Here is a 22,043-nt window from a genome sequence, read left to right as displayed (position 1 = left end):
ACAACTTTCAGTAGGTCCGTTCGACCGCGAACCGGGCGAGGAATATCATTGCATCCCTGTACGGCGAATCGGGTAGCACGGCCAAGGATTGCATGGCCTTTTCCGCCTCCCGTTTCGCAGAGCGCGAAGTGTACGCGATGGCGCCGGTGCTTTCAATGGCTTCTTTGACAGACTCGATCAGCTCCTTGCCGCCGTTCTCGATGGCCTCACGGATCACTGCGGCCTGTTGTGCGGTACCGTGTTCCAGTGCATAGATCAGCGGTAGTGTCGGCTTGCCTTCAGCAAGGTCGTCGCCGATATTCTTGCCAAGCTGCTCGCTGGAGGCAGCGCTGTAGTCGAGGGCATCGTCGACCAGTTGATAGGCAACCCCGAGGTGGAGGCCGTAGGCAGCCATGGCCTCGGCAGCCTCCTTGCGCCCGCTGATGACGGCACCCAGTTCCGCCGCGGATTCGAACAGCTTGGCGGTCTTGCTGCAGATGACATCCAGGTATTCCGATTCCGTGGCTTCGGCATTATGGACGTTCAGTAGCTGTTTGACCTCGCCCTCGGCGATGGTGCGGGTGGCCTCGGCGAGGATCTCCATGACCCGCATGTCGCCCACGTTGACCATCATTTCGAAGGAGCGCGAATAGAGAAAGTCGCCTACCAGAACGGCAGCTTCGTTGCCCCAGACCGCATTGGCGGTATCCTGCCCGCGACGCATCTCCGAACCGTCGACCACGTCATCATGCAGCAGTGTAGCCGTATGGATGAACTCGACCACGGCGGCCAATTCGTGATGACACGTGCCCTCATAGCCGAAAGCGCGTGCCGACAGCAGGACCAGCATCGGCCGCAGCCGCTTGCCCCCGCTGTTCACGATATAATGACCGACCTGATTGATAAGCTCGACTTCCGAATAGAGCCGGTGCTTGATCACTTCGTCGACCGCGCGGCGATCATCATCAATAAGGGAGTAGACGTCTTGGATTTGCATGCGGACCAGTCATAGAGGTGCCACACGGCCCCTTGCTCCACCCTTTACCCAGAATTCCCGCAAGCTCCCGGCACAAGGCCGCGCGCACCGCTGTAGAGCGACTTATGGGTAAAAGGCAGCCACTGTGGGACCGCCCGAAAAACGCCGCCTATTATGGAGTTTGACCTGTCGAATGGCAAACGCTAGAATTGCCGGTCTTTCGTGTCCCGATTACAAAAACGATTTGGTTTGGAGAAGACGCCAACATGTACGCGGTAATCAAGACCGGTGGCAAACAGTATCGCGTGTCAGAGGGTGAAACCCTGCGCGTCGAGAAGTTGCCCACCGAAGTGGGTGAGCAGGTTTCGCTCGAGCAGGTTCTCATGATCGCCAATGGCGACGACGTGAAAATCGGTACGCCCGTCCTGGACGGCAGCAAAGTGACGGCCACCGTGAAGTCGCATGGCCGCGGCGAGAAGATTCGGATCATCAAGTTCCGTCGTCGCAAACACCATATGAAGACTCAGGGCCACCGTCAGGACTACACCGAGCTGGAAATTACCAGCATCACCGGCTGACGACTGAGGATTTAGACAATGGCACATAAAAAAGCAGGCGGAAGTACCCGTAACGGTCGCGATTCGATTTCCAAGCGTCTTGGCGTCAAGCGCTATGGCGGTGAAGTGGTCACAGCCGGTAACATCCTGGTTCGGCAGCGGGGCACCCGCTTCCACGCCGGCGTGAACGTAGGTCGCGGAAAAGACGACACGCTGTTCGCGAAGGCCGATGGTCGAGTGGTCTTTGAGACCAAAGGCGAGCGGGGCCGCAAGTTCGTGAGTATCGTCGGCGAGTAAGACGAGCTCCGACAGGTACTGTAAAAAAGCCCCGTACAGCGGGGCTTTTTTGTTTGGGCACAGAATTGAACCACGGGGAACACGGGGAATCCGATAAGAACAGGTCCAGCGTCGTGATCGGTGCTCTTTGTGACCTCCGTATCGTCTGTTTTCTCTGTATATCATTTGCTTTCTCTGTGCGCCCCGTGTTCCCCGTGGTTAATAGTCGCCAGGTGCGAAAATGAAATTTGTCGATGAAGTCTCCATCCACGTCGAGGCCGGTAAGGGCGGTAACGGCTGCGTCAGTTTTCGGCGCGAGAAGTATATTCCTTTCGGCGGGCCCGATGGTGGCGATGGCGGTGATGGCGGCAGCGTCTACCTGGTGGCCGATGGCAATCTGAATACGCTCGTCGACCTGCGCTATCAGTCCCGCTACAAGGCAGAAAACGGAAAGCCGGGCCAGGGCAGCAACATGACTGGAAAGGGCGGCTCCGATCGGGAAATCCAGGTTCCGGTCGGTACCATCGTCTACGACGAGGATACCGAGGAACTGCTTGGTGACCTGATAAAGGATGGTCAGCGCCTGTTGGTGGCCCAGGGCGGTTTTCACGGGATTGGCAATGCGCGCTACAAAAGCAGCACCAATCGCGCACCCCGCGAATCGAGCCCCGGTACCCCTGGCGAAGACCGGACGCTGCGTCTGGAACTGAAGGTGTTGGCCGACGTGGGTCTGTTGGGGATGCCGAATGCGGGTAAATCGACGCTGATTCGTTCGGTCTCGGCCGCAAAACCCAAGGTGGCGGATTACCCCTTTACCACGCTCTACCCCAATCTGGGGGTGGTGAAGATCGAAAGCCATCGCAGTTTCGTCATCGCCGACATCCCCGGACTCATCGAAGGTGCCGCCCAGGGAGCCGGGCTCGGGATCCGTTTTCTCAAGCACCTGGCCCGAAACCGTATCTTGCTGCATCTGGTGGATGTCGCTCCCTACGATGATACGGATGCGATCGGTGCGGTACGCGCCATCGAGGCCGAGCTGGAGGCATTCAGTCCGGAGCTGGCACGGCGTGAACGCTGGCTGGTGCTTAATAAGGTGGACCTGCTTCCCGACCAGGAGCGCGATGCCGTATGTGACGACATCATCCAGCAACTGGGTTGGGAGGGTCCGGTCTATCGCATCAGTGCCATCGCTAAAATGGGCACGGACCGGCTCATGCAGGACATCATGGCCCGGCTTGAGGAGTTGCGGGAAACCGAGGGGTAAAGAAGGGTTTCACCGCAGAGAACGCTTTTCCGAACTTCCGTCATCCGGTATCTTGCCCTTCGATGAAAAATCGTCAGGAAATCGCCAAAACCCGCCGCTGGGTCGTCAAGATCGGCAGTGCATTGCTGACCGATGACGGGAAGGGGCTGAACCTCGAGGGCATCGCCACCTGGGTGGAGCAGCTGGCTGCCCTGCGCCGGCAGGGCATCGAGGTGGTCCTGGTCTCCTCGGGGGCTGTCGCCCAGGGCATGGGCCGATTGGGCTGGAAGCGGCGTCCCCACGCCCTGCACGAACTTCAGGCGGCGGCCGCCGTCGGCCAGATGGGGCTGGTTCAGGCCTACGAATCCCATTTTCAGAAGTACGACATGCATACCGCGCAGGTCCTTCTCACCCATGATGATCTATCCAGTCGCGGCCGCTATCTCAATGCCCGCAGCACACTGAAGACGCTCCTCGGCTTCGGAGTGGTACCGGTCGTCAACGAGAATGACACCGTGGTGACCGACGAAATCCGCTTCGGCGACAACGACACCCTGGGTGCCCTGGTCACCAATCTGGTGGAGGCCGAGCTGCTGGTGATCCTCACGGATCAGGAAGGACTTTTCGATACGGATCCCCGCAGCAATCCGGATGCCGGGCTGGTTTCCGAAGCCAAGGCGAATGCACCGGAGTTGACGCAGATGGCCGGCGGTGGTCACGGTGCACTGGGGCGCGGCGGCATGATGACCAAATTGCGTGCCGCTCGTCTGGCAGCCCGTTCCGGTGCTGCGACCGTGATTGCTGCCGGTCGTGAACCGGGGATTCTTGGGAAAATCTTCAGCGGCCGCTCGGTCGGGACTCTCTTGCTTCCGGACAAGGAGCCGTTGGTTGCACGCAAACAGTGGCTCGCCGGTCACCTGCAGATGCGGGGTCGTCTGATCTTGGATGAGGGCGCCTGTCGTGTACTGCGGGAGTCGGGCCGAAGCCTGCTGGCGGTAGGCGTAAAAGAAGTGGTCGGGGATTTCGCCCGGGGCGAGATGGTCGTCTGCGAGGATGAAAACGGGGTCGAGATCGCCCGCGGCCTGGTCAACTACTCCTCCGAAGAGACCCGAAAGATAAGGGGATTGCCCAGCAGCCGTTTTGAAGAGACTCTCGGCTTCGTCGACGAGCCGGAGCTTATCCATCGCGATAATCTGGTTCTTGTGGGTTAGCCACAGAGAGCACAGAGCTCACAGAAAAAAGAAACCACGGGGAGCACGGGGGACACGGGGTTTATCATGCTCCTGAAGGGAATTCTTGGGGATGGAAAAAGCGAGTTCTCCCTCACCTGGCACACAGCGGCAACGCGTCGCTTCTGGCTATCGAAATACGATATATCAAGAATGTAGGATGGGGTGAGCCCCGCGAACCCCATCGAAAAACAGCCGATAGTCGCTGCCTGCAGCAGATCTCTCTGCCGTTCCCCGTGCGCCCCGTGTCCCCGGCGGTTAACCACTGGATTCCCGGTGGTCAAAAACCCACAGACATAAAAAAGCCGGCCTGAAAGGCCGGCTTTTTGTCACGGGAGAACTACCCCGTGTATCGGTGATTTACCTAGAGCGCGCGGATACGGGCGTTCAGACGGCTTTTATGGCGTGCAGCCTTATTGCCGTGGATCAGGCCCTTGCCCGCGGATTTGTCGATGACCGGTACCGCTGCCTTGTAGGCTGCTTCGGCGGCTTCTTTATCACCGGCACGAATCGCCTTCAGCACCGATTTGACGGTGGTACGCATGGCCGAACGAAAAGCCATGTTGTGGTTACGGCGCTGGAGCGCCTGGCGGGCGCGCTTTTTGGCTTGAGCTGAGTTAGCCAACGTCTGTACTCCCTGCGTTGCAGATTCGGCACTTCGTAAAGGGCGAAAAATATACGTTCTTGGGAGCCTCCTGTCAACAGAAGAGTTTCGGTCACCGGGGAACAATCCTTTCTGAAACCTCCCCTTCCTACTCCCGCCAGGGCGGGGGTGCGGTATGATGCAGGTTATGTCCCGCTCCCTTCTGAAATCCACCGCTGTTGTCGGCGGCTTTACGCTGATATCGCGAGTCCTCGGCTTCGTCAGGGACGTGGCGTTTGCCACTGTTTTTGGGGCGGGCGCGGGAACGGACGCGTTTTTCGTCGCCTTCAAGATCCCCAACTTCATGCGGCGGCTGTTTGCCGAAGGGGCCTTTTCGCAGTCGTTTGTGCCGGTTCTCTCCGAGTACAAGAGCCGGTTCGGGCAGGAAGCCGTTCGTGAACTGATTGCCAGTGTCGCCGGTGTGCTTGGGCTGGTATTGCTCGCCCTGACACTGCTGGCGATGCTGGGTTCGTCACTGGTCGTAGGGATATTCGCACCGGGCTTCCTGGACGAGCCGGAAAAGTTTGCGCTGGCTGCGGAGATGCTGCGCATTACCTTTCCCTATCTGCTGTTCATCTCCCTGACGGCGCTCGCCGGCGGGATTCTCAACAGCTATGGGCGGTTCGCCATCCCGGCGGTGACGCCGGTCTGGCTGAATATCATCTTTATCGTTGCCGCCTACTGGGGTGTGCAGTTTTTCGCGCCGCCGGTAATGGCCCTGGCCTGGGCCGTGTTTGCTGCGGGCGTGGTACAGCTGCTGTTCCAGCTTCCTGCGCTTGCGCGCCTGGGGCTTTTGCCCCGTCCCCGTCTGAACTGGCGCCACGAGGGCGTGCGGCGCATCCTGCGGCTCATGGGGCCGGCGGTCTTCGGCTCCTCGGTGGCCCAGATCAATCTGCTGCTGGACACGGTGATCGCCTCGTTTCTGGTAACCGGCAGTGTCTCCTGGCTCTATTACTCGGACCGCCTGGTGGAGTTTCCGTTGGGGGTGTTCGGCATTGCCCTGGCTACCGTGATCCTGCCGAGCCTCTCCTCCAAAAATGCCGAAGCCGACCGGGAGGCCTTCGGTGAGATGCTCGACTGGGCGGTGCGCTGGGTGTTGCTGATCGGTCTGCCGGCAGCGGTGGGTCTGGCACTGTTGGCGGGGCCAATCCTTGCCACGCTGTTCCAGCATGGGGAATTCCTGGTGGAAGACGTGCGAATGGCCCGCCTGAGTCTGATGGCCTATGCCGTCGGTCTGGTGGGCTTCATGCTGGTGAAGGTACTGGCCCCCGGCTTTTTTGCGCGGCAGGATACCCGCACTCCGGTGGGAATCGGGGTGAAGGCGATGTTTGCCAATATGGGCATGAACATCCTTTTCGTGGTGCCGATGGTGTTCGCCGGGCTGCCGGGCCCTCACGCCGGTCTGGCCCTGGCCACGGCCTGCGCCGCGTTCCTGAATGCCGGAATGCTGTGGCGCCGCTTGCGGCAGGATGGTATCTACAGGGCCCTCCCCGAATGGGGACGCTTCGGACTGCAGCTTTTACTGGCAAACGGGCTGCTCGCGGCGTTTCTTCTGTGGACCACCCCCCCACTGGGTGAATGGATTGCGTGGGACGTATGGCGCCGCTCAAGTCAGCTTGCCCTCCTCATTGGCGCCGGAGCGCTCCTCTACATCACAGCCCTGCTAGCGGCTGGCGTCCGGCCCAAACAGCTCCTCGGCCGGCACTGAGCCGCATACCAGGCCGGCGCTGGAGACTGTAGGTCGGCCTTCAGGCCGTCTAGCGTTTGTGACGGGCTAAAGCCCGACCTACAGCCGCTAGCAATTCACTCTCGCCATTGCCCCTCGCCCCTCGTCCCTCGCCACTCGCCACTCGCCTTCCACCCATCGCCGTCCCCCGTTCCCTTGCGGTATACTGACCGATTTCCCGTTCGGCGCGTTGGTCCATGGAATTGATTCGCGGTCTGCACACTCTCAAGCCCCGCCATCGTGGCAGTGTGGCGACCATCGGTAATTTCGATGGCGTTCACCTGGGCCATCAGGCGGTGCTTGGCCAATTGGCCGAAAAAGGGGCAGAGTTGTGTCTGCCGACGGTGGTGATCACTTTTGAGCCGCTGTCCCGGGAGTATTTCGCCCCGGAATCCGCGCCGCCGAGGCTGACCCGATTTCGGGAGAAGGTGAAGGCGTTGCGGCGCTATTCGGTGGACCGGATGCTGGTGCTGCCGTTCAACCGCAAGCTGGCCGGGCTGTCTGCGGAGGCCTTCATCCGGCAGGTCCTGGTGGAGGGACTGGGTGTCCGCTATCTGGTGGTCGGTGACGATTTCCATTTTGGTGCGGGTCGGGAGGGTGATTTTGCTATGCTGCAAAAGGCCGGCCGGGACTACGGCTTCGATGTGGTCAACATGCACACCCTGAGCCTGAACGGTGAGCGGGTAAGCAGTACCCGTATTCGCGAGGCTCTGCAAAACGGTCACCTGGAGATAGCAGAACAGCTACTGGGACGTCCTTACCGGATGTGCGGCCGGGTGGTGCATGGCGACCAGCGCGGCCGTTCCATCGGTTTTCCCACGGCCAATATCCGGATGCACCGAATCGTGGCGCCGGTGGACGGGGTCTTCGCCGTGGAGATGTTCGGGGTCAAGGGCGAGCCGCTGCCCGGCGTGGCCAACGTCGGCAAACGGCCGACCGTGGACGGCACCCGTTCCCTGCTGGAAGTGCACCTGTTCGACTTCTCCGGCGATCTTTACGGCCGGCATGTGCAGGTGGATTTTCTGAAGCGCATTCGACCCGAAAAGCGCTTCGAGTCGTTTGAGGCCCTGAAGCAGCAAATCGAAAAGGACTCCAGCGAGGCCCGGAGGTTTTTCGAGAAAAGGATTTAACCGCAAAGCTTCCGCTCCTGCTCACGCCCCTTACCTACATCCATGTAGGCGAAGACGCAAGAGCGCAAAGGAGGGCTTGGGAATGCGACGAAGTGTGCGATGGAGGTAAACCGACTGGCGAAGGAAATCGTCGATAGTGCAATCGAAGTGCACCGACATTTGGGACCGGGTTTATTAGAGTCCGCTTACGAAAGCAGCTTATGCCATGAGTTAAGCATCCGGGGGCTTCCGTTTGCCCGTCAGGTGTCGCTGCCCGTAACCTATAAAGGCCAACGGTTAGCGTCAGGGTACCGGTTGGACATGGTTGTTGGAGACGCGCTGGCGGTTGAGCTGAAAGCAGTGGACCGTTTGGAGCCAATCCACACGGCACAGCTGCTGACTTACCTCAAGCTCAGCGATTACCGCTTGGGCTTGTTACTGAATTTCAACGTACGATTGATGAAAGACGGCATAAAAAGAGTCGCAAACGGGATGTGACAACGACGTGGAGGTTTTTCCTTTGCGATCTTTGCGCCTTTGCGGTTAATCCAAATTATTCTCAGCGCCTCTGCGGTGAACATTAGAATGGCTGATTACAAGAATACGCTGAATCTTCCGAAAACGGATTTCCCCATGCGCGGCAATCTGGCCAAGCGTGAGCCGGACTGGTTGGCCGCCTGGGAGGGCAAGGACCTCTACGGGCAGATTCGAAAGGCCTGCGCCGGGCGGGAGAAGTTCATCCTGCACGACGGCCCTCCCTACGCCAACGGGGACATTCACATTGGCCATGCGGTCAACAAGGTCCTGAAGGATATTATCGTCAAGGCCAAGACCCTCTCCGGGTATGACGCACCCTATATTCCGGGATGGGATTGCCACGGCCTCCCCATCGAGCTGCAGGTGGAGCGCTCCATCGGCAAGCCGGGTGTGACGGTGAAAACCCACGAGTTTCGCAGCAAGTGCCGTGAATATGCCGCGGTGCAGGTGGATGGCCAGCGCCGGGACTTCAAGCGCCTGGGCGTATTCGGCGACTGGGATAATCCCTATCTGACAATGGACTACCGCTTCGAGGCGGATATCATCCGCACCCTGGGGCGGATCATCGAGAACGGGCACCTGCACAAGGGCTTCAAGCCGGTGCACTGGTGCACCGATTGCGGCTCGGCGCTGGCCGAGGCCGAGGTGGAGTACGAGGACAAGACCTCGCCAGCCATCGATGTGCGCTTTGAGGTAATGGACGAGGGTCTGTTCATCGAACGCTGCCGTCACGTGGAGAATCATCACGGCGAAGGTCCGCTTTCGGTGGTGATCTGGACCACCACGCCGTGGACCCTTCCGGCCAACCAGGCGGTGGCCCTCAACCCCGAACTTGAATATGCCGTGGTGCAGTGCGACGGCGTGCACGAACACGGTCCGGAGCGGTTGCTGGTAGCCGAGGCGATGCTGAAGGATGTCATGGGCCGCTGGGATGTCGACCAGTACCGGGTGATCGCCTACTGCCGCGGCTCGGACCTGGAAGGGCTGAAGCTCCGACACCCCTTCTATGACCGCGAAGTACCGATCATCCTCGGTGAGCACGTCACCCTGGAGGCCGGCACCGGTGCTGTGCACACGGCCCCCGGTCACGGGCAGGAGGACTATGTCGTTGGCCTGAAGTACCACCTGCCGGTCGACAACCCCGTGGGCGGTGACGGTAAATTCCTGCCCGACACGCCCCTGTTTGCCGGCAAGTTCGTGCTGAAGGCAAACGATCACGTCATCGAAGTGCTCAAGACCGAAGGCAAGCTGGTCCATGCCAAGCGCCTGCGACACAGCTACCCGCACTGCTGGCGTCACAAGATCCCGATCATCTTCCGGGCGACACCGCAGTGGTTTATCAGTATGGGGCAGGAAAAGCTTCGGGAAGCGGCGTTGGGCGAGATCAAAAAGACCAACTGGATGCCGGACTGGGGCGAGGCACGCATCAAGGGCATGGTGGAGAGTCGCCCCGACTGGTGCGTCTCCCGTCAGCGCACCTGGGGTGTTCCCATCGCCCTGTTCGTCCACAAGAGCACGGGCGAGCTGCACCCCGAGACTCCGCAACTGATCGCGAAGGTGGCTGAGAAGGTGGAGCAGGGCGGAATCGACGCCTGGTTCGATCTGGAGCCGGCGGAGCTGCTTGGAGACTCCGCCACCGACTATGACAAGGTGACCGACACGCTGGATGTCTGGTTCGACTCCGGCGTGACCCACGCCTGCGTGCTCGACCGGCGCGAAGAGCTGCATGCGCCGGCGGATCTCTATCTGGAGGGCTCCGACCAGCACCGCGGCTGGTTCCAGTCCTCCCTGCTCACCTCAGTAGCCACCAAGGGGCAGGCACCCTACAAGTCAGTGCTCACTCACGGCTTTACCGTGGACGCCAAGGGCCAGAAGATGTCCAAGTCCAAGGGCAACGTAGTCGCACCGCAAAAGGTGGTGGGCACACTGGGCGCCGACATCCTGCGCCTCTGGGTCGCCTCGGCCGATTACCGGGCAGAGATGGCGGTGTCCGACGAGATCCTCAAAAGGACCGCCGACGCCTATCGCCGCATCCGCAATACCGCCCGTTTCCTGCTGGCCAATCTGGCCGGTTTCGATCCCGCACAACACCGGGTGGCCGGTCCCGATATGCTGCCGCTGGATCGCTGGGCGGTACTGCGTACGGAAAGGCTCCAGGAGGAACTCATCCGGGCCTACGATGGTTACGAATTCCATCAGATCTACCAGAAGGTGCACAACTTCTGCGCGATCGACATGGGGTCCTTCTACCTGGATATCATCAAGGATCGGCAGTACACCACCCAGCCCGACAGTCTCGCTAGACGCTCGGCACAGACGGCGCTCTACCACGTAGTCGAGGCGCTCTCCCGCTGGCTGGCACCGATCCTGAGCTTCACCGCCGAGGAGATCTGGAAACAGATCCCGGGTGAACGGGCCGATTCGATCTTTCTCTCCACCTGGCACGAATTCCCCGAGCTGGGCGACCTCGGCGGCATGGACCTGGGGTTCTGGGGCGAAGTGCTGGAGGTGCGGGAGGCGGTCAGCAAGGAGCTGGAGCAGTTGCGCGTGGCGGGTGGTATCGGCAGTTCGCTGGATGCCGAAGTGGACCTCTACTGCGGCCGTGAAATCCACGACAAACTGGCACGGCTTGGCGATGAACTGCGCTTTGTGCTGATCACCTCCTATGCACGGCTGCACGAGGCCGAATCCCCTCCGGAAGAGGGCGCCCACTACACACTATCCAATAACGATGAGATCTGGGTAGCCGTGGCCCCGTCGGAGCACGACAAGTGCGTTCGCTGCTGGCACCATCGCGAAGACGTCGGGAGCCACGAAGAGCACCCGGAGCTGTGCGGACGCTGTGTGGAAAACGTGGCCGGCAGCGGCGAAGAGCGACGCTTTGCCTAACTGCCGAACACAAATGAAACCACAGAGGGCACAGAGAACCCAGAGGGGAGCAATGCCTCGTAGGAAAGAGCCGTTCGGCAAAAATACAGAGGTGCGCTCGGCAGCCGAGCAATCGGCTGCCCGCGGTCTCTTATGGAAAATATGCTCTGTGTACTCTGTGGTAAAAAAACCATGTTGAAGTGGCTCTGGTTGTCGGTAGTGATTGTGGTTCTGGATCAGGGGACCAAGCTGTTGGCCAGCCATTCCCTGGAACTGCACCAGCCGGTATCGCTGATCCCTATGCTGAATCTGACCCTGATGCATAATACCGGGGCGGCTTTCAGCTTTTTGAGCAATGCGGGTGGTTGGCAGCGCTGGTTCTTTACCGGTCTGGCCCTGGTTATCAGCGCCTTCATCATCGGCTGGATACGAAAGCTCGAAGCGGGGCAGACGTGGTTGGCGGTGGCGCTTGCACTGATCCTCGGCGGCGCATTGGGCAACGTCTGGGATCGGGTTATGCTGGGCTATGTCGTCGACTTCATCGACGTCTACTACGGCCGCTGGCACTGGCCCGCCTTCAATATCGCCGATGCCGCCATCAGCATTGGCGCGGTGATGCTGGTCATCGACAGCTTTCGGGGACACCGACGGACATGAGTGAAGTCAACAAGGCCATTGCTTCCGGTTCACGGGTAACGCTGCGCTACCGGATGGTGTTGGAGGACGGGACCGTTGCCGACGAAAGTGGCGATGAGCCGCTGGAATTCACGGTAGGTGACGGAACCCTGATCGCCGGGCTGGAGTCGATGATGACGGGAATGAGGGCGGGGGAGAGCGCTACTCTCCTGGTCACTCCGGAACAGGGCTTCGGGTATCGCGACACTGATAATGTCCACCCCATGCCGAGGGAAGACTTTCCCGAGGAGTTGCCGCTTACGCGGGGCACCGTCATCGGTTTCACCTCTCCCTCCGGTGAGGAGGTGCCGGGGATGGTGCTGGAGGCGGATGATGAATCGGTGCAGATCGATTTCAATCACCCCCTGGCCGGACACACCCTCCAGTTCGAAGTGGAGGTCCTTGCGGTCGAATAGGCGTCCGCGCACTCGATCTCTGACTAGTAAGTGCATTCCTCAAAGGCTCTCGTAGGTGCACCCTTCAAATGCACCGCTGCAGTCGACCGGAGTGCGGTGCACCTGAAGGGTGCCCCCAACGCTACAATTGCAGTTCGAAAGCTACGCGGAGCCAGAGGAGAGCCTTTCTCCTCCTCCCGTGAACACACTGTAGCCCCGTGGTTCCACCTCAAGAACCCCGGCCTTCTTTGAAAACGGACTGCGATATCCGAGGAGGAACAGCCATGCAAATCCTTTTAGCCAATCCCCGAGGCTTCTGTGCCGGCGTGGATCGGGCCATCGATATCGTTGAACGGGTCATCGAGCTGTTCGAGCCCCCGATCTACGTCCGCCACGAGGTGGTGCATAACCGGTTTGTCGTGGAGCGGTTGCGGGCCCTGGGCGCGGTGTTTGTTGAAGAGCTCGATGATGTGCCGGACGACGCGACCGTCGTTTTCAGCGCCCACGGCGTGCCGCGTCGTGTCCAGGAGGAGGCCAGGCAGCGGGGTTTGCGTGTTTTTGACGCCACCTGCCCTCTGGTGACCAAGGTCCACCTCGAGGTGATGCGCCATGCCAGGGCGGGCCACGAAGTCGTTTTGATCGGTCACGAGGGGCATCCCGAGGTGGAGGGCACCATGGGACAATATGATGCCGCGAACGGCGGGGGCATCTATCGGGTCGAGAGCCCGGAGGACGTGAAATATCTCGAGATCAAGGATCCCGAACACCTCGGTTTCGTCACTCAGACCACCCTCTCCATGGATGATGCACGGGTGGTGATCGATGCCCTGCGGCAGCGCTTTCCCAACATTGCCGGCGCGAAAAAAGAGGATATCTGCTACGCCACCCAGAACCGTCAGGATGCGGTCAAGCAACTGGCGGATGAAAGCGACGTCGTTCTGGTAGTCGGCTCGCCGAACAGTTCCAACTCCAACCGCCTGCGCGAAGTGGCCGAACGTCGCGGAACTCCCGCCTATCTTATCGACAACGCCGAAGACATCCGCGACGAGTGGCTGGAAGGCGTACAGGTAGTCGGTATCACCGCAGGAGCCTCTGCTCCGAAGGTCCTGGTGGACGGCGTCATCGAACGACTGCAGCGTTCGGGTGCCGAAGTCCGGCATATGCAGGGCCGCGAGGAGAACATGGTATTCAGGCTGCCCCGGGAACTCGAAGGGGCATACAAGGGGCCAATAGGATAGCCCCTGCATCCCCGGCGGCCCGGGAGGTCGATATCTTGCAAAGAAAAGGCGCCCTCGGGCGCCTTTGTGATCTTTCAGGGCCCGGAGCCGCGTCTATGGGCTTGTTACCTAGTCAGTCCCTGGGCGGTACCAGTAAACCGGTTCACGGCGTTCCAGCTGCACGTTGGGCGGCGTCAGTACCTTGGTGCCGGAGACGACCGCCTGATACTTCTTGCCGTCGATCTCGACAATGACCGGCACCGGGGATGGCGGGAACCCGCCGCCGACCACCTTATTGGAACGGTCGCTTTTGGTCAGACCGGCGACACCGTCCAGGTTCGTGGTCGCCGTGGCATCCTCAAAATTGACGATATAGTTGCGCGCCCTGCCCAGACCGGAGACGCAACTGTTTTGGACTTCTTCATCGCTGCTGCTGTTCGGCGCATTGGTGTTGAAGAACGTACTGCCCGACAGCGTTACCGCGCTGGTCACGACCTTTTCGCCCGGGTCCTCCAGCTTGATGAACCAGCCACGTGCGGCACTTAGAAGGCTGGTTTCTGCGTCGGTGTCGCCTTCCTGGATCAGGTTAGCCGTGGCATTGTACATCTCTGCTTCCGTGATAGCCGTCCAGTCAACATCAGGGAGCGTATCCTTGAACATGTAGAAGCGGTTCTCCACCGTGGTATCCAGCGGATGTTCCCGATCGCCGGAGCCAATCAGGATCGCGTCGTATCCGTCGGCATAAACCACATCCGGTGCGTAGAGGAACTTCCGGTCGCCGCTTGCCACGCTATGATCGGCAATGGAAGCCAGTCTGTTAACGGTCCAGTTCGATGTAACGCTGTCACTGATGTCCAGTTTCCATACCTGACCACCGGTATCGCCCACGTAGACGCGATCATCGAAGCCGTCGCGGTTGCGGTCGATGACGGTGACATTGGAGGGGATCGGATAGGTCATCCCGGTGACGGTTTCGTTGTGAGCCGCCCCGGCGGGTTCGGCGCCCGCCTGCCAGATGACCTCGCCGTTGCTCGCATCGACCACGAGGATACCGCGGCCCATGGTCGCAGCACCACTCCGCGGCAGGGCATCGTCGAAGGCGGCATCGTAACCGGCACCCATTATGAGTACCGTGGTCGGTGTGCCGCCGATGTTCAGAGTTGATACCTTTGGCTCCGACCAGGTCTGCCCCAGTTCACCCCAGCCGGTATCGTTGTTGTCTCTCTTCCACAGCAGCTTGGGATCTACCGGGTTGCTCACGTCCAGGGCGTAGATCAGCCGGCCACCCCGGCGCATGCTGATGAACAGGTGGACCTTGTCCCCAGTATGAATAACGCCGTCGCCACCGGTGTCCTGATAGACGCCGATGTTGCCGTCGGCAAAGTAGGGCTTGGCCCCGCCGTCTGCCGTAATGGCGGGTCCGTTGTCGTAGAGCGTCTTCAGCTTGGGGAAGAATTCCTCCGGGATGAACCCCCATATCTCGTCCCCGTCTTTCGTCTCACCATCCTTTCCCCCGTAGACTGCGCGGAAGATACCGTCATTGGCGCCGTAGAAGGCGATGATGTCCTCTTCGTCCGCGGGATCATTGCGGTTGTAATTGATCACCGCGGGGCGGGAGTGGAGCACGTCGCCATGGATGGAGGGACGCGCTGTGGTGGCATCTCCGTTGCTGTTCTCGTTCTGCAGGTCAAAGCCCCGGACCCAATTGATGATGTTGTTGCGTTCCGTGGCATCGGCCGCCCCGAGCGCCGCCTGGGTAATGGCGGTATTCGTGTCTGCAAATATCGAGCCCGCATCCGACAGCGCATCGCCGGTACCGCAGCCGATACAGGTATACAGCTTGCGGTCGGCGGGGCTCGAGGTGGGGTCGCGGAGATTCTGGGCTACGGCCCCTTTCTCCACGATCTCGCCATCCGGGGAGTCGGAGTCGTCGTATTCCAAATGGAAGTCCCAGAAGGTCGACGGACTGGTCCAGTAGCTTACCGCATCGCTGACGATGAACCCGGTGGTGGGACTTTCGGCGGGATCTCCGTTTTTGTCCGCGAGGTAGAGGGACTCGGTATCGGGGTCTAGGGCCAGCTTGTAAAGTTTCAGGTTGCCTACCCAGTACGGAAGGGCCAAATCATCGGGACGGAATACACCCATGTAGACCTGATTGAGGTTGGTGCCGCGCACATTGACGCTGACCGGCAGGGTGGTAGATGCGAAGGCACTGTTGACCGCAGCGATTTCACGCAGGATCTCAAGAATCGCAACCTTTACCTCTTCGACGCTCTTTGCCTGGAAGTAACGTCCCCCACCCTGGTTGGCGATACTTTTCAGGAACGAGCGCTCTGCCTTGTCGGGCTTCGTCTTGACCTCGTCCGGATCGACCACGTCGATGACAAAGGTGGTGATGCCCTGCTTGTCGTCTTTACTGCTGACATCCGCCGAGCGCATGAAGCGGGCATATTCGTCGGCCCAGTTCGCCTCATAGTTGCTGGGAGTCAGGCCGATGGGATCGCTCTGCAGCTTGCCATCGAGATCGGTCAGTTCGTTTTCCGCTTCTTTGTTCTCTCCATTGTCGGGGCTGCCGTTACCAATGAGAATAACGAAGTTTCTGGCGCAGCTGGTGGCAGAGGGACTGGCGTAAACGCTTCCGTCCAATGCCGTAGTGTCATAGTCGTTCCCGTCCTCGATGCCGTGTAACGGCGCACTGCCCGCGTAATAGAGATAGGCCTCGTGGAGCGAGAGTGCATAGGGGGCACTACTGGACTTGGGAATGGCCGCTATGTCTGTGTCGATAATCGTCTTGTCGACATCGACGAGCTGGCCCAAATCGGTGTAGGTCACCTCGTTGTCATCGGTGAAGGAGGTACCATCGGTGGGCCACCCCGGTTCCGAAGAGCCTGTAATCGGACTCTCGCCCACCGAAGCGATTTGATAAATGTGGCCGTTGAACCCGCTCGACAGACTCGGGATCACATACTCCCCTTCAGCTACCGCTATCCCTGTCTCCCACTGCTGAGGCAGCAGTATCTTTTCGGCGAACTCCGCTTGTTTTGCGGAGTCTATCGGACCTACGGCGGAGGAAATCATGCCTCCTGAACTGTTCGGGGTGTAGGTCATTATCCCGGCGTTCATGGCACCGATGGTCACCGGGTCGAGCACGACCTCCGCCAGTGCCTGGTGGAGTATATCCTTCTTTCGATAGTCGCCTAACGTGCTACCCCAGTTGGCGGAGTTGTCCAGCATGAACAGGACATTCGGGACGTCGGCACTGCCTTCGGGCTGTTCGAGGAAGAGATCGATATCTTCGGCGATGGCACTCCCGGCGGCTATCAGGGTGGCGGCGAGTGCCAGCACTGAAAGGTGGGTCCTCATATTTTTTTCTCCTTGTTAGGGGCAGCTATCTGCCACCATCCGGACCTTTACGCCTTGCAAGATTTCGCTATTGGCATTGCCGGGGCCGTCGGTGACGGTTGCCCGGAACTCCCACTCGTTGTCCTCCGGCACTAGTGCCCAGCTCGCGGAATAGCCGCTGGCCGGAGTCGTGCGGCGACAGACCGGTTGGCTGACGACGACAGCCACATCCGAGGCCGTGATGGTCTCGGAAGTCGGCGTTGTGAAATTGCTGATATCGCTCAAGAATTCCCGGACGGCGTGTTCGGTTGCCAGCTCGGCGCGGGTCTGCGCCTGCATGTTGCCGACCACTCGCAGGTTCACCACCCCGGTATTGACAGCGGAGACGCCCAGTAGCGTCAGGACGACCAGCATCAACAGGCTGACGATGAGAACCGCACCCGTTTCCCGTGGTGTTTTCATTGCTGCCTCCGCATGCTGGGGTTGCTCGCGCGGACTGTGGTGCTGTAGACGTGCCGTTTATAGCGGTCGTTGAACGGCCCGACCGTGCCGTGCTCTCCGAGCGTATAGATCTTGACGTCTTGATGACCGCCGCTCGGTTCGATGTGGCGTGCCAGGATATTGACCCGAGCCGTCACGACGTTGGACCATCCATCGGCAGTGGTCGGATTGGTGACATAACTGCCGGTGGGCGAGCCGTCGCCATCGTCATCCACGCCGTAATCGATCTGCAGCATCTCGATGCCCTCGACCAGGGGTTCCCGTTCCCATGTTGGCCCGCTGCCGTCGACGGTCAGTTTCAGCCGATTGAGCGTGGGAATGGGGCTACCACCATCGGCGCTACCGTCGCAGACACTGCCCGAGGGTTCGCTACAGGGGCTTACAAAATAGATGTGGGTTGTGAAGGGATAGACCGGTGCCGGTTCGAGGGATCCATCGACATCGTCACGCCGTTCGAGTTTGAAGGTGGCGACGTCGTCCGACACTGTATGGACATCATTCTCCTGCTCCAACACCACGCCCTCACCGGTCCCCTGCACATAGAATCGATTGAGCTCCAGCGCCCCCAGGGTCCCGGCGGTGGTGGACGCGCGTCGCACCACCAGGATGTCGGTTCCGTCCAGGTGGTTGGCATCATCGAGACAGCTGAGACCGGGGCTTGTCGGGTCGTCCAACCCCTGGATCGGCAAAGGTAGGGCACTTGCCAGTACTGCTTGGGTGGTAGAGCACACATCGGGCAGAGTGCCCGGTGCGCTGCCCAGGTTGAAATGCCCCCCGTAAAAGCCGGCATGTTGAATCTCATCGGCGAGGAGTCCGAGCGCGTAGCGCCCGTTTTCCAGTTGGCGACTGGTCTTGTTGAGCTCTCCATAGCTCTTGCTGCTGTTGGTCACGACCGAAAGCAGCCCGGCGAGCAGCATCAGTCCGATGACTACAGCGACCATCAGCTCCACCAATGAGAGCCCTTGCTGCCTGGGGAGTTTTCCCGGAATTGCCATGGTTTGCTTCACTTCAGGTCCGCGATGCGGAGCGTCGCGGTTACCACGCGCCGCTTCTCTTCGTCGCCATACAGGCCGGTTCCACAGGTGTTGGAGGGTGCAACGGTACTGGAGAGGCCCTGCCAGGCTACCGCCACCGTGTAAATATCGGTGGTGGAGTCATAGCTGACGCAGCCCCGTGCACCAATCAATGTGCCGCCGGTGCTTCCCTCCATGCCCTTCAGGGCACTGCCCCAGCTTTCCAGGTCGCCATCGGCCACTGCTCGCGTGGCCGATGTGCCGTAGGAATCGCAGATGAAGGTATCGCCATTGGTGCCTACGAATGGTGCCCCGGTAGCCGCGTCGGTGATGTCGTAACAGCCTGCGGTTCCGCCATTGGCGTGGATTCGATTGACCATGTCCTGGAGTAGGATCAGGGCCTGTGTTCGCTGATAGGACTCCAGTTCTGCCTGCTGTGCTTTGGATTGCAATGCGGCGAGACCGAGCAGGCCAACTGAAATGATAATTACGGTTACCAGCACCTCGATCATCGAAAAGCCGGTCGCTCTCCTTCGTTCACGCACACGCACCATCCTTTTTCAGATTGGGGCGTCCGGTCAGGTCGAGATGGATGACGCGCTTGGTCACGGAAGAGCTGAGATTCGGATCACAGATAGTGACCGCCGGTTTGGTGGAGTTCGACAGGCGCCCATTGCCCTTGTAAGTGATGCTGAACTGGGAATTACTCTCCGCAATGGAGACGCTGTTATCTGCTTCGTACGTCTGAAGGGTTTTGCCACCGGCGGTAATCGCCCAACCATTGGACCAGTCTGAGGCGTCGGCAGAGATCGTTACCGGTTCATTGCGCTTGACCGCTTCGCTGCGGGCGTAATTGAATGTGGCAATCAGGTCGTAGGCGGCGCTCTTTACCCGCTGATTGCTGATATAGCCATTGAAGCCCGGTACCGCGAGCGTCGTCAGGATAACCAGAATCGCAAGGGTTATCATCAGCTCGATAAGTGTGAATGCAGCCTGTCCGCGTCTTTGGGTGACCATGGCCGTCACCATTCGTCGGCGGGAGTTTTCGTTCCATCGCTATCGAGTTCCAAGGTGGCCGTCCCGGCCATCTGGCTGCCTGTCTTGGGTACCGCCCGGATTAAATAGGATGGCGGTGAGGTCGTTACCGAGGGGATGGTAACGGCATAGTTGTCATCCACTTCTGCGGGGATCGTCAGGTTCAGATCGTCTGCCGTGGCGTCACCATCGTCACCTACGCTGTCCGCATAGATCATCGTGTCGAGAATGAACTGGTCCTGCGCCAGCGCGATCTCCATCATGAACTGCTGTACGGCAGAACGTTTGGCTTTCTGCACTTGCGCGGTATAGGAGGGATAGGCGACGGCCGCCAGAATGGCGATGATCGCCACGACCACCATCAATTCGATTAGTGTGAAGCCGTACTGCTTTTTCATGGGCGCGCCTCTTTAACAGCCGGACGCGCCTCCTTGCCTCCGGCGGAACTGCCGGAGACAATATCATCGAACCGAAACGGATGACGTGAAGGGGTTCACTATCCTGGGTTAGGAAAACTGCAGATGGTTTTGCTGAACTCCTTGTCTTCTCAACTTGAGAACGCAGGAACTTACTATCTCAAGAAGGCTTCCTTGCCTTTTGCCATCAGCAGGACTGGTTGGACTTCTTGATAACAATATCGAAGCTTGGATTGGCGTCAGCCCCTTCGAACACGAACTCCGAGTACTCGGTCTGGTCGTCGTCAAGTGTAAGGTTCTGAGAAACGTCCGGTGTCGGGCACACATGATTGTCGAGGGCAACACCCTGGTTATCCGGGGGTCTGTAGTTGGAGATGCGGATAGTACCGCTGCCCCCTTCGAGCCAGCAGCCGTAGGCGTCGTCGGTGTCGCGGGTACAGGATGCCTCGCCAAGACCCTCGATAATGATTTGGCCCGGCGCAAGGCTGGTCCCGCCCCCGGCGGTGACAGTTCCTGCTATAGTCACGCCATCACCGTCGGTGGGAGTTTGTACTCTTATCTCAATTTCGTCCTCTCTTTCAGTCCAGTCGTCCCAATCAATCGGCACGGTATCCGTCAAGCCGGTATTACTCTCCTCGATCGAGGCCCGCAGGGAAAATGTACCCTTGCTATCGTCCGGGATTGTCAGCACACCCCGGCTGTGGCTCGCACCATCTTCCAGGGGCTCGCTGGTCACACTGGCGCTGAGGGGGTCGCTCACGCCCCAGGAGGCCAGCTTGGTGACGTTTACTTCATGAAATGGAATTAAATGCAGGTAGGGGTCGTTCGCTTTTTTCAGACACTTGATCTCGTTGAGCAGATCCGACTCCATCCGATCGACGTAAATCCCTCGGGCGATAAAGTTAGTTGTGGTGCCTTTAGTCCGGTCCAGCGGGTCGGGCTGCTCATCGAAATCGATGGAAACGGTGGGGCGAGTATAGTTGGAATAATCGGCGATGGTGTCGCTATTGCATGTCGGCTCACCATCGATCTCATCGATGTAAGCGGTGGCGAAATCCTTTACGTATTGGGAGTAGTCATCATAGTTTACATCATTATCAAGCCAATCGCTTTGCAGGATGGTCAGGTCTTCGAGGTACCAGTCCTGCAAAATGTTCAGGTTGCCGTTGATGAATGCAAACCGGCAGGACTCCAGGTAGACGTCGTTATCCGCATTGGCGGCGAGGAGATTACCGTCGGCATCCGGGTAGGCATGGCTGTGGTCGCCATCGATTCCGGTCGGAAAGTTGTCGTTGCCATCGGTCGTAGCGGGCCGGAACGGGTCATAGAGTTTTTGATTGGTTTTGTCGTGGTGATCCTGGCAGCAAATCTCGCAGTATGTTGACTGCTGGCCCGCCTGGCCCGTGTTGATGCGTGAGCCCACCCGTTTTTGAATCAACGCGCCCAACTCGAGCCCGACGAGCGCTTGCAGCACCGGCGTAAACGCATCGGCATCGGTGCTTTCCTTGTTGCACTCGCAGTTGGCGGTGATGAAATTGGTCCTGCTTAGCATGATGTCGTGGTCGTCGTAGGTAATCTCGTCGAACCGGGTGACGGTGAATTCGTTGTTTTGCGACACGTCCGGATCGGGCAGCGTGGTTTCGCGGGTATTGGTTCCGTCATCCACGGCGACAATCTCCGGCCGGGTGCCGGGTGTGTACTCGACCTCCGGTTTTACCCCGGCGGAGGGCGGGGTCACCGTCCGCCCGGAAGAGGACGGGCTGCTGGCGGTGACGGTTCCGGTGAGGGTTTCGCTTTGGGTCGTGCCGTCCCTATCGGTCCATTCGATGGTGACGGCAGCGAGCTTGTAGTCGGGGCGCGAAGGCGCCGTGCCCCAGTTGGTCGTATCCCAGGTAGTGACCGGGCTCTGATCGACCGCACTGCCATCGGTCGCAGTGCCGGGTGGGATGTAGTAGTCCGTCACTGCCCAGGAGAGATCAAACTCGATTCCCGATAGATTTACACTCTCCGCTGCTATCAGCAGGTTTCCATCGGGATCTTCGGCGCCACCGGCATCGTCGGCGGAGATCTCGTCAAAGCCAAAGGTGCCGGCACCTCCGCTGGTGAGCTGTTCGAAGCTGCGCAGGTCGTCCAGCTTCTGCTGCCCAAGGTTGAGGGCCAGGGAGCGTGCCTTGGCTTCCGAACCGCCGGACAGGAAACCGACCTGAAGACTGGCCAGGGAGAGCAGGCCGAAGGCCACCACCACGAGGGCAATCAGGACTTCAATAAGGCCGAAGCCGGCGTGCGTTCTGCTTCTGTTCATTGCA

At 59.7% G+C, this 22,043-nt stretch carries 20 protein-coding genes; 11 read left to right on the top strand and 9 right to left on the bottom strand.

Going from position 1 to position 22,043, the window contains the following annotated elements:
- Positions 1–7 precede the first annotated feature (7 nt).
- Positions 8–976 carry a polyprenyl synthetase family protein gene (locus BLP65_RS02775; protein ID WP_092992410.1) on the bottom strand — a complete coding sequence of 323 codons (969 nt, stop codon included), beginning with the start codon at positions 974–976 and terminating at the stop codon, positions 8–10.
- Between the two features lie 245 nt (positions 977–1,221).
- On the opposite strand from BLP65_RS02775, the gene rplU reads away from it, so the two are divergent.
- The 4 genes from rplU (at position 1,222) to proB (ending at position 4,242) form a co-directional block, all read left to right on the top strand.
- Positions 1,222–1,533: a 50S ribosomal protein L21 gene (gene rplU, locus BLP65_RS02770; RefSeq protein ID WP_092992408.1), complete on the top strand. Its 312-nt coding sequence runs from the start codon at positions 1,222–1,224 to the stop codon at positions 1,531–1,533.
- Positions 1,534–1,551: 18 nt separating this feature from the next.
- Positions 1,552–1,809: a 50S ribosomal protein L27 gene (rpmA, locus tag BLP65_RS02765; RefSeq protein ID WP_092992407.1), complete on the top strand. Its 258-nt coding sequence runs from the start codon at positions 1,552–1,554 to the stop codon at positions 1,807–1,809.
- A 220-nt stretch (positions 1,810–2,029) separates the two neighbouring features.
- A complete protein-coding gene (cgtA, locus tag BLP65_RS02760) occupies positions 2,030–3,052 on the top strand; it encodes an Obg family GTPase CgtA (protein WP_092992405.1) in 1,023 nt (340 codons plus the stop codon).
- 62 nt (positions 3,053–3,114) lie between these two features.
- Entirely contained in the window at positions 3,115–4,242 is a 1,128-nt protein-coding gene (gene proB, locus BLP65_RS02755; protein WP_092992403.1) for a glutamate 5-kinase, read from the top strand.
- Between the two features lie 382 nt (positions 4,243–4,624).
- On the opposite strand, the gene rpsT is transcribed toward proB, so the two are convergent.
- Positions 4,625–4,885 (bottom strand): 30S ribosomal protein S20, encoded by a 261-nt coding sequence (gene rpsT, locus BLP65_RS02750; RefSeq protein WP_092992401.1) that lies wholly within the window; start codon positions 4,883–4,885, stop codon positions 4,625–4,627.
- A gap of 154 nt (positions 4,886–5,039) precedes the next feature.
- Here rpsT and murJ point away from each other — a divergent pair, with 154 nt between their 5' ends.
- The 7 genes from murJ (at position 5,040) to ispH (ending at position 13,451) form a co-directional block, all read left to right on the top strand.
- Complete coding sequence (murJ, locus tag BLP65_RS02745; protein ID WP_317623048.1) at positions 5,040–6,611, top strand: murein biosynthesis integral membrane protein MurJ; 1,572 nt, start codon at positions 5,040–5,042, stop codon at positions 6,609–6,611.
- Positions 6,612–6,826: 215 nt separating this feature from the next.
- Positions 6,827–7,759, top strand: coding sequence for a bifunctional riboflavin kinase/FAD synthetase (gene ribF, locus BLP65_RS02740; protein WP_092992399.1), 933 nt, complete (start codon positions 6,827–6,829; stop codon positions 7,757–7,759).
- Between the two features lie 99 nt (positions 7,760–7,858).
- Complete coding sequence (locus BLP65_RS02735; RefSeq protein ID WP_092992397.1) at positions 7,859–8,236, top strand: GxxExxY protein; 378 nt, start codon at positions 7,859–7,861, stop codon at positions 8,234–8,236.
- An 87-nt stretch (positions 8,237–8,323) separates the two neighbouring features.
- Positions 8,324–11,164 carry an isoleucine--tRNA ligase gene (gene ileS / locus BLP65_RS02730; protein WP_092992395.1) on the top strand — a complete coding sequence of 947 codons (2,841 nt, stop codon included), beginning with the start codon at positions 8,324–8,326 and terminating at the stop codon, positions 11,162–11,164.
- A gap of 171 nt (positions 11,165–11,335) precedes the next feature.
- A complete protein-coding gene (lspA, locus tag BLP65_RS02725) occupies positions 11,336–11,800 on the top strand; it encodes a signal peptidase II (RefSeq protein ID WP_217631885.1) in 465 nt (154 codons plus the stop codon).
- A complete protein-coding gene (locus BLP65_RS02720) occupies positions 11,797–12,234 on the top strand; it encodes an FKBP-type peptidyl-prolyl cis-trans isomerase (RefSeq protein WP_092992391.1) in 438 nt (145 codons plus the stop codon). The genes lspA and BLP65_RS02720 overlap by 4 nt, the downstream gene beginning before the upstream one ends.
- A gap of 263 nt (positions 12,235–12,497) precedes the next feature.
- Positions 12,498–13,451 (top strand): 4-hydroxy-3-methylbut-2-enyl diphosphate reductase, encoded by a 954-nt coding sequence (gene ispH / locus BLP65_RS02715; protein WP_092992389.1) that lies wholly within the window; start codon positions 12,498–12,500, stop codon positions 13,449–13,451.
- 108 nt (positions 13,452–13,559) lie between these two features.
- Here ispH and BLP65_RS02710 read toward each other — a convergent pair whose 3' ends face one another.
- The 7 genes from BLP65_RS02710 to BLP65_RS02680 form a co-directional block, all read right to left on the bottom strand.
- Entirely contained in the window at positions 13,560–16,793 is a 3,234-nt protein-coding gene (locus tag BLP65_RS02710; protein ID WP_092992387.1) for a pilus assembly protein, read from the bottom strand.
- A 15-nt stretch (positions 16,794–16,808) separates the two neighbouring features.
- Positions 16,809–17,234 (bottom strand): PilX N-terminal domain-containing pilus assembly protein, encoded by a 426-nt coding sequence (locus tag BLP65_RS02705; protein ID WP_092992385.1) that lies wholly within the window; start codon positions 17,232–17,234, stop codon positions 16,809–16,811.
- Complete coding sequence (locus tag BLP65_RS02700) at positions 17,231–18,268, bottom strand: PilW family protein (RefSeq protein ID WP_139181420.1); 1,038 nt, start codon at positions 18,266–18,268, stop codon at positions 17,231–17,233. The genes BLP65_RS02705 and BLP65_RS02700 overlap by 4 nt, the downstream gene beginning before the upstream one ends.
- An 8-nt stretch (positions 18,269–18,276) precedes the next feature.
- Entirely contained in the window at positions 18,277–18,840 is a 564-nt protein-coding gene (gene pilV, locus BLP65_RS02695) for a type IV pilus modification protein PilV (protein ID WP_092992381.1), read from the bottom strand.
- On the bottom strand, positions 18,824–19,303 hold the full coding sequence (locus tag BLP65_RS02690; RefSeq protein WP_175452411.1) for a GspH/FimT family pseudopilin: 480 nt from the start codon (positions 19,301–19,303) through the stop codon (positions 18,824–18,826). Before BLP65_RS02690 ends, pilV begins: the two co-directional genes overlap by 17 nt.
- 5 nt (positions 19,304–19,308) lie before the next feature.
- Positions 19,309–19,719 carry a type IV pilin protein gene (locus BLP65_RS02685; protein ID WP_092992379.1) on the bottom strand — a complete coding sequence of 137 codons (411 nt, stop codon included), beginning with the start codon at positions 19,717–19,719 and terminating at the stop codon, positions 19,309–19,311.
- 205 nt (positions 19,720–19,924) lie between these two features.
- On the bottom strand, positions 19,925–22,039 hold the full coding sequence (locus tag BLP65_RS02680; RefSeq protein ID WP_092992377.1) for a type IV pilus modification PilV family protein: 2,115 nt from the start codon (positions 22,037–22,039) through the stop codon (positions 19,925–19,927).
- Positions 22,040–22,043: the final 4 nt, after the last annotated feature.

Origin of the sequence: Thiohalomonas denitrificans (assembly GCF_900102855.1) — a bacterium.
Lineage (GTDB): Bacteria > Pseudomonadota > Gammaproteobacteria > Thiohalomonadales > Thiohalomonadaceae > Thiohalomonas > Thiohalomonas denitrificans.
Note: the sequence above shows the minus strand (reverse complement) of the source record. Positions and strands in the feature narration are given on the sequence as shown.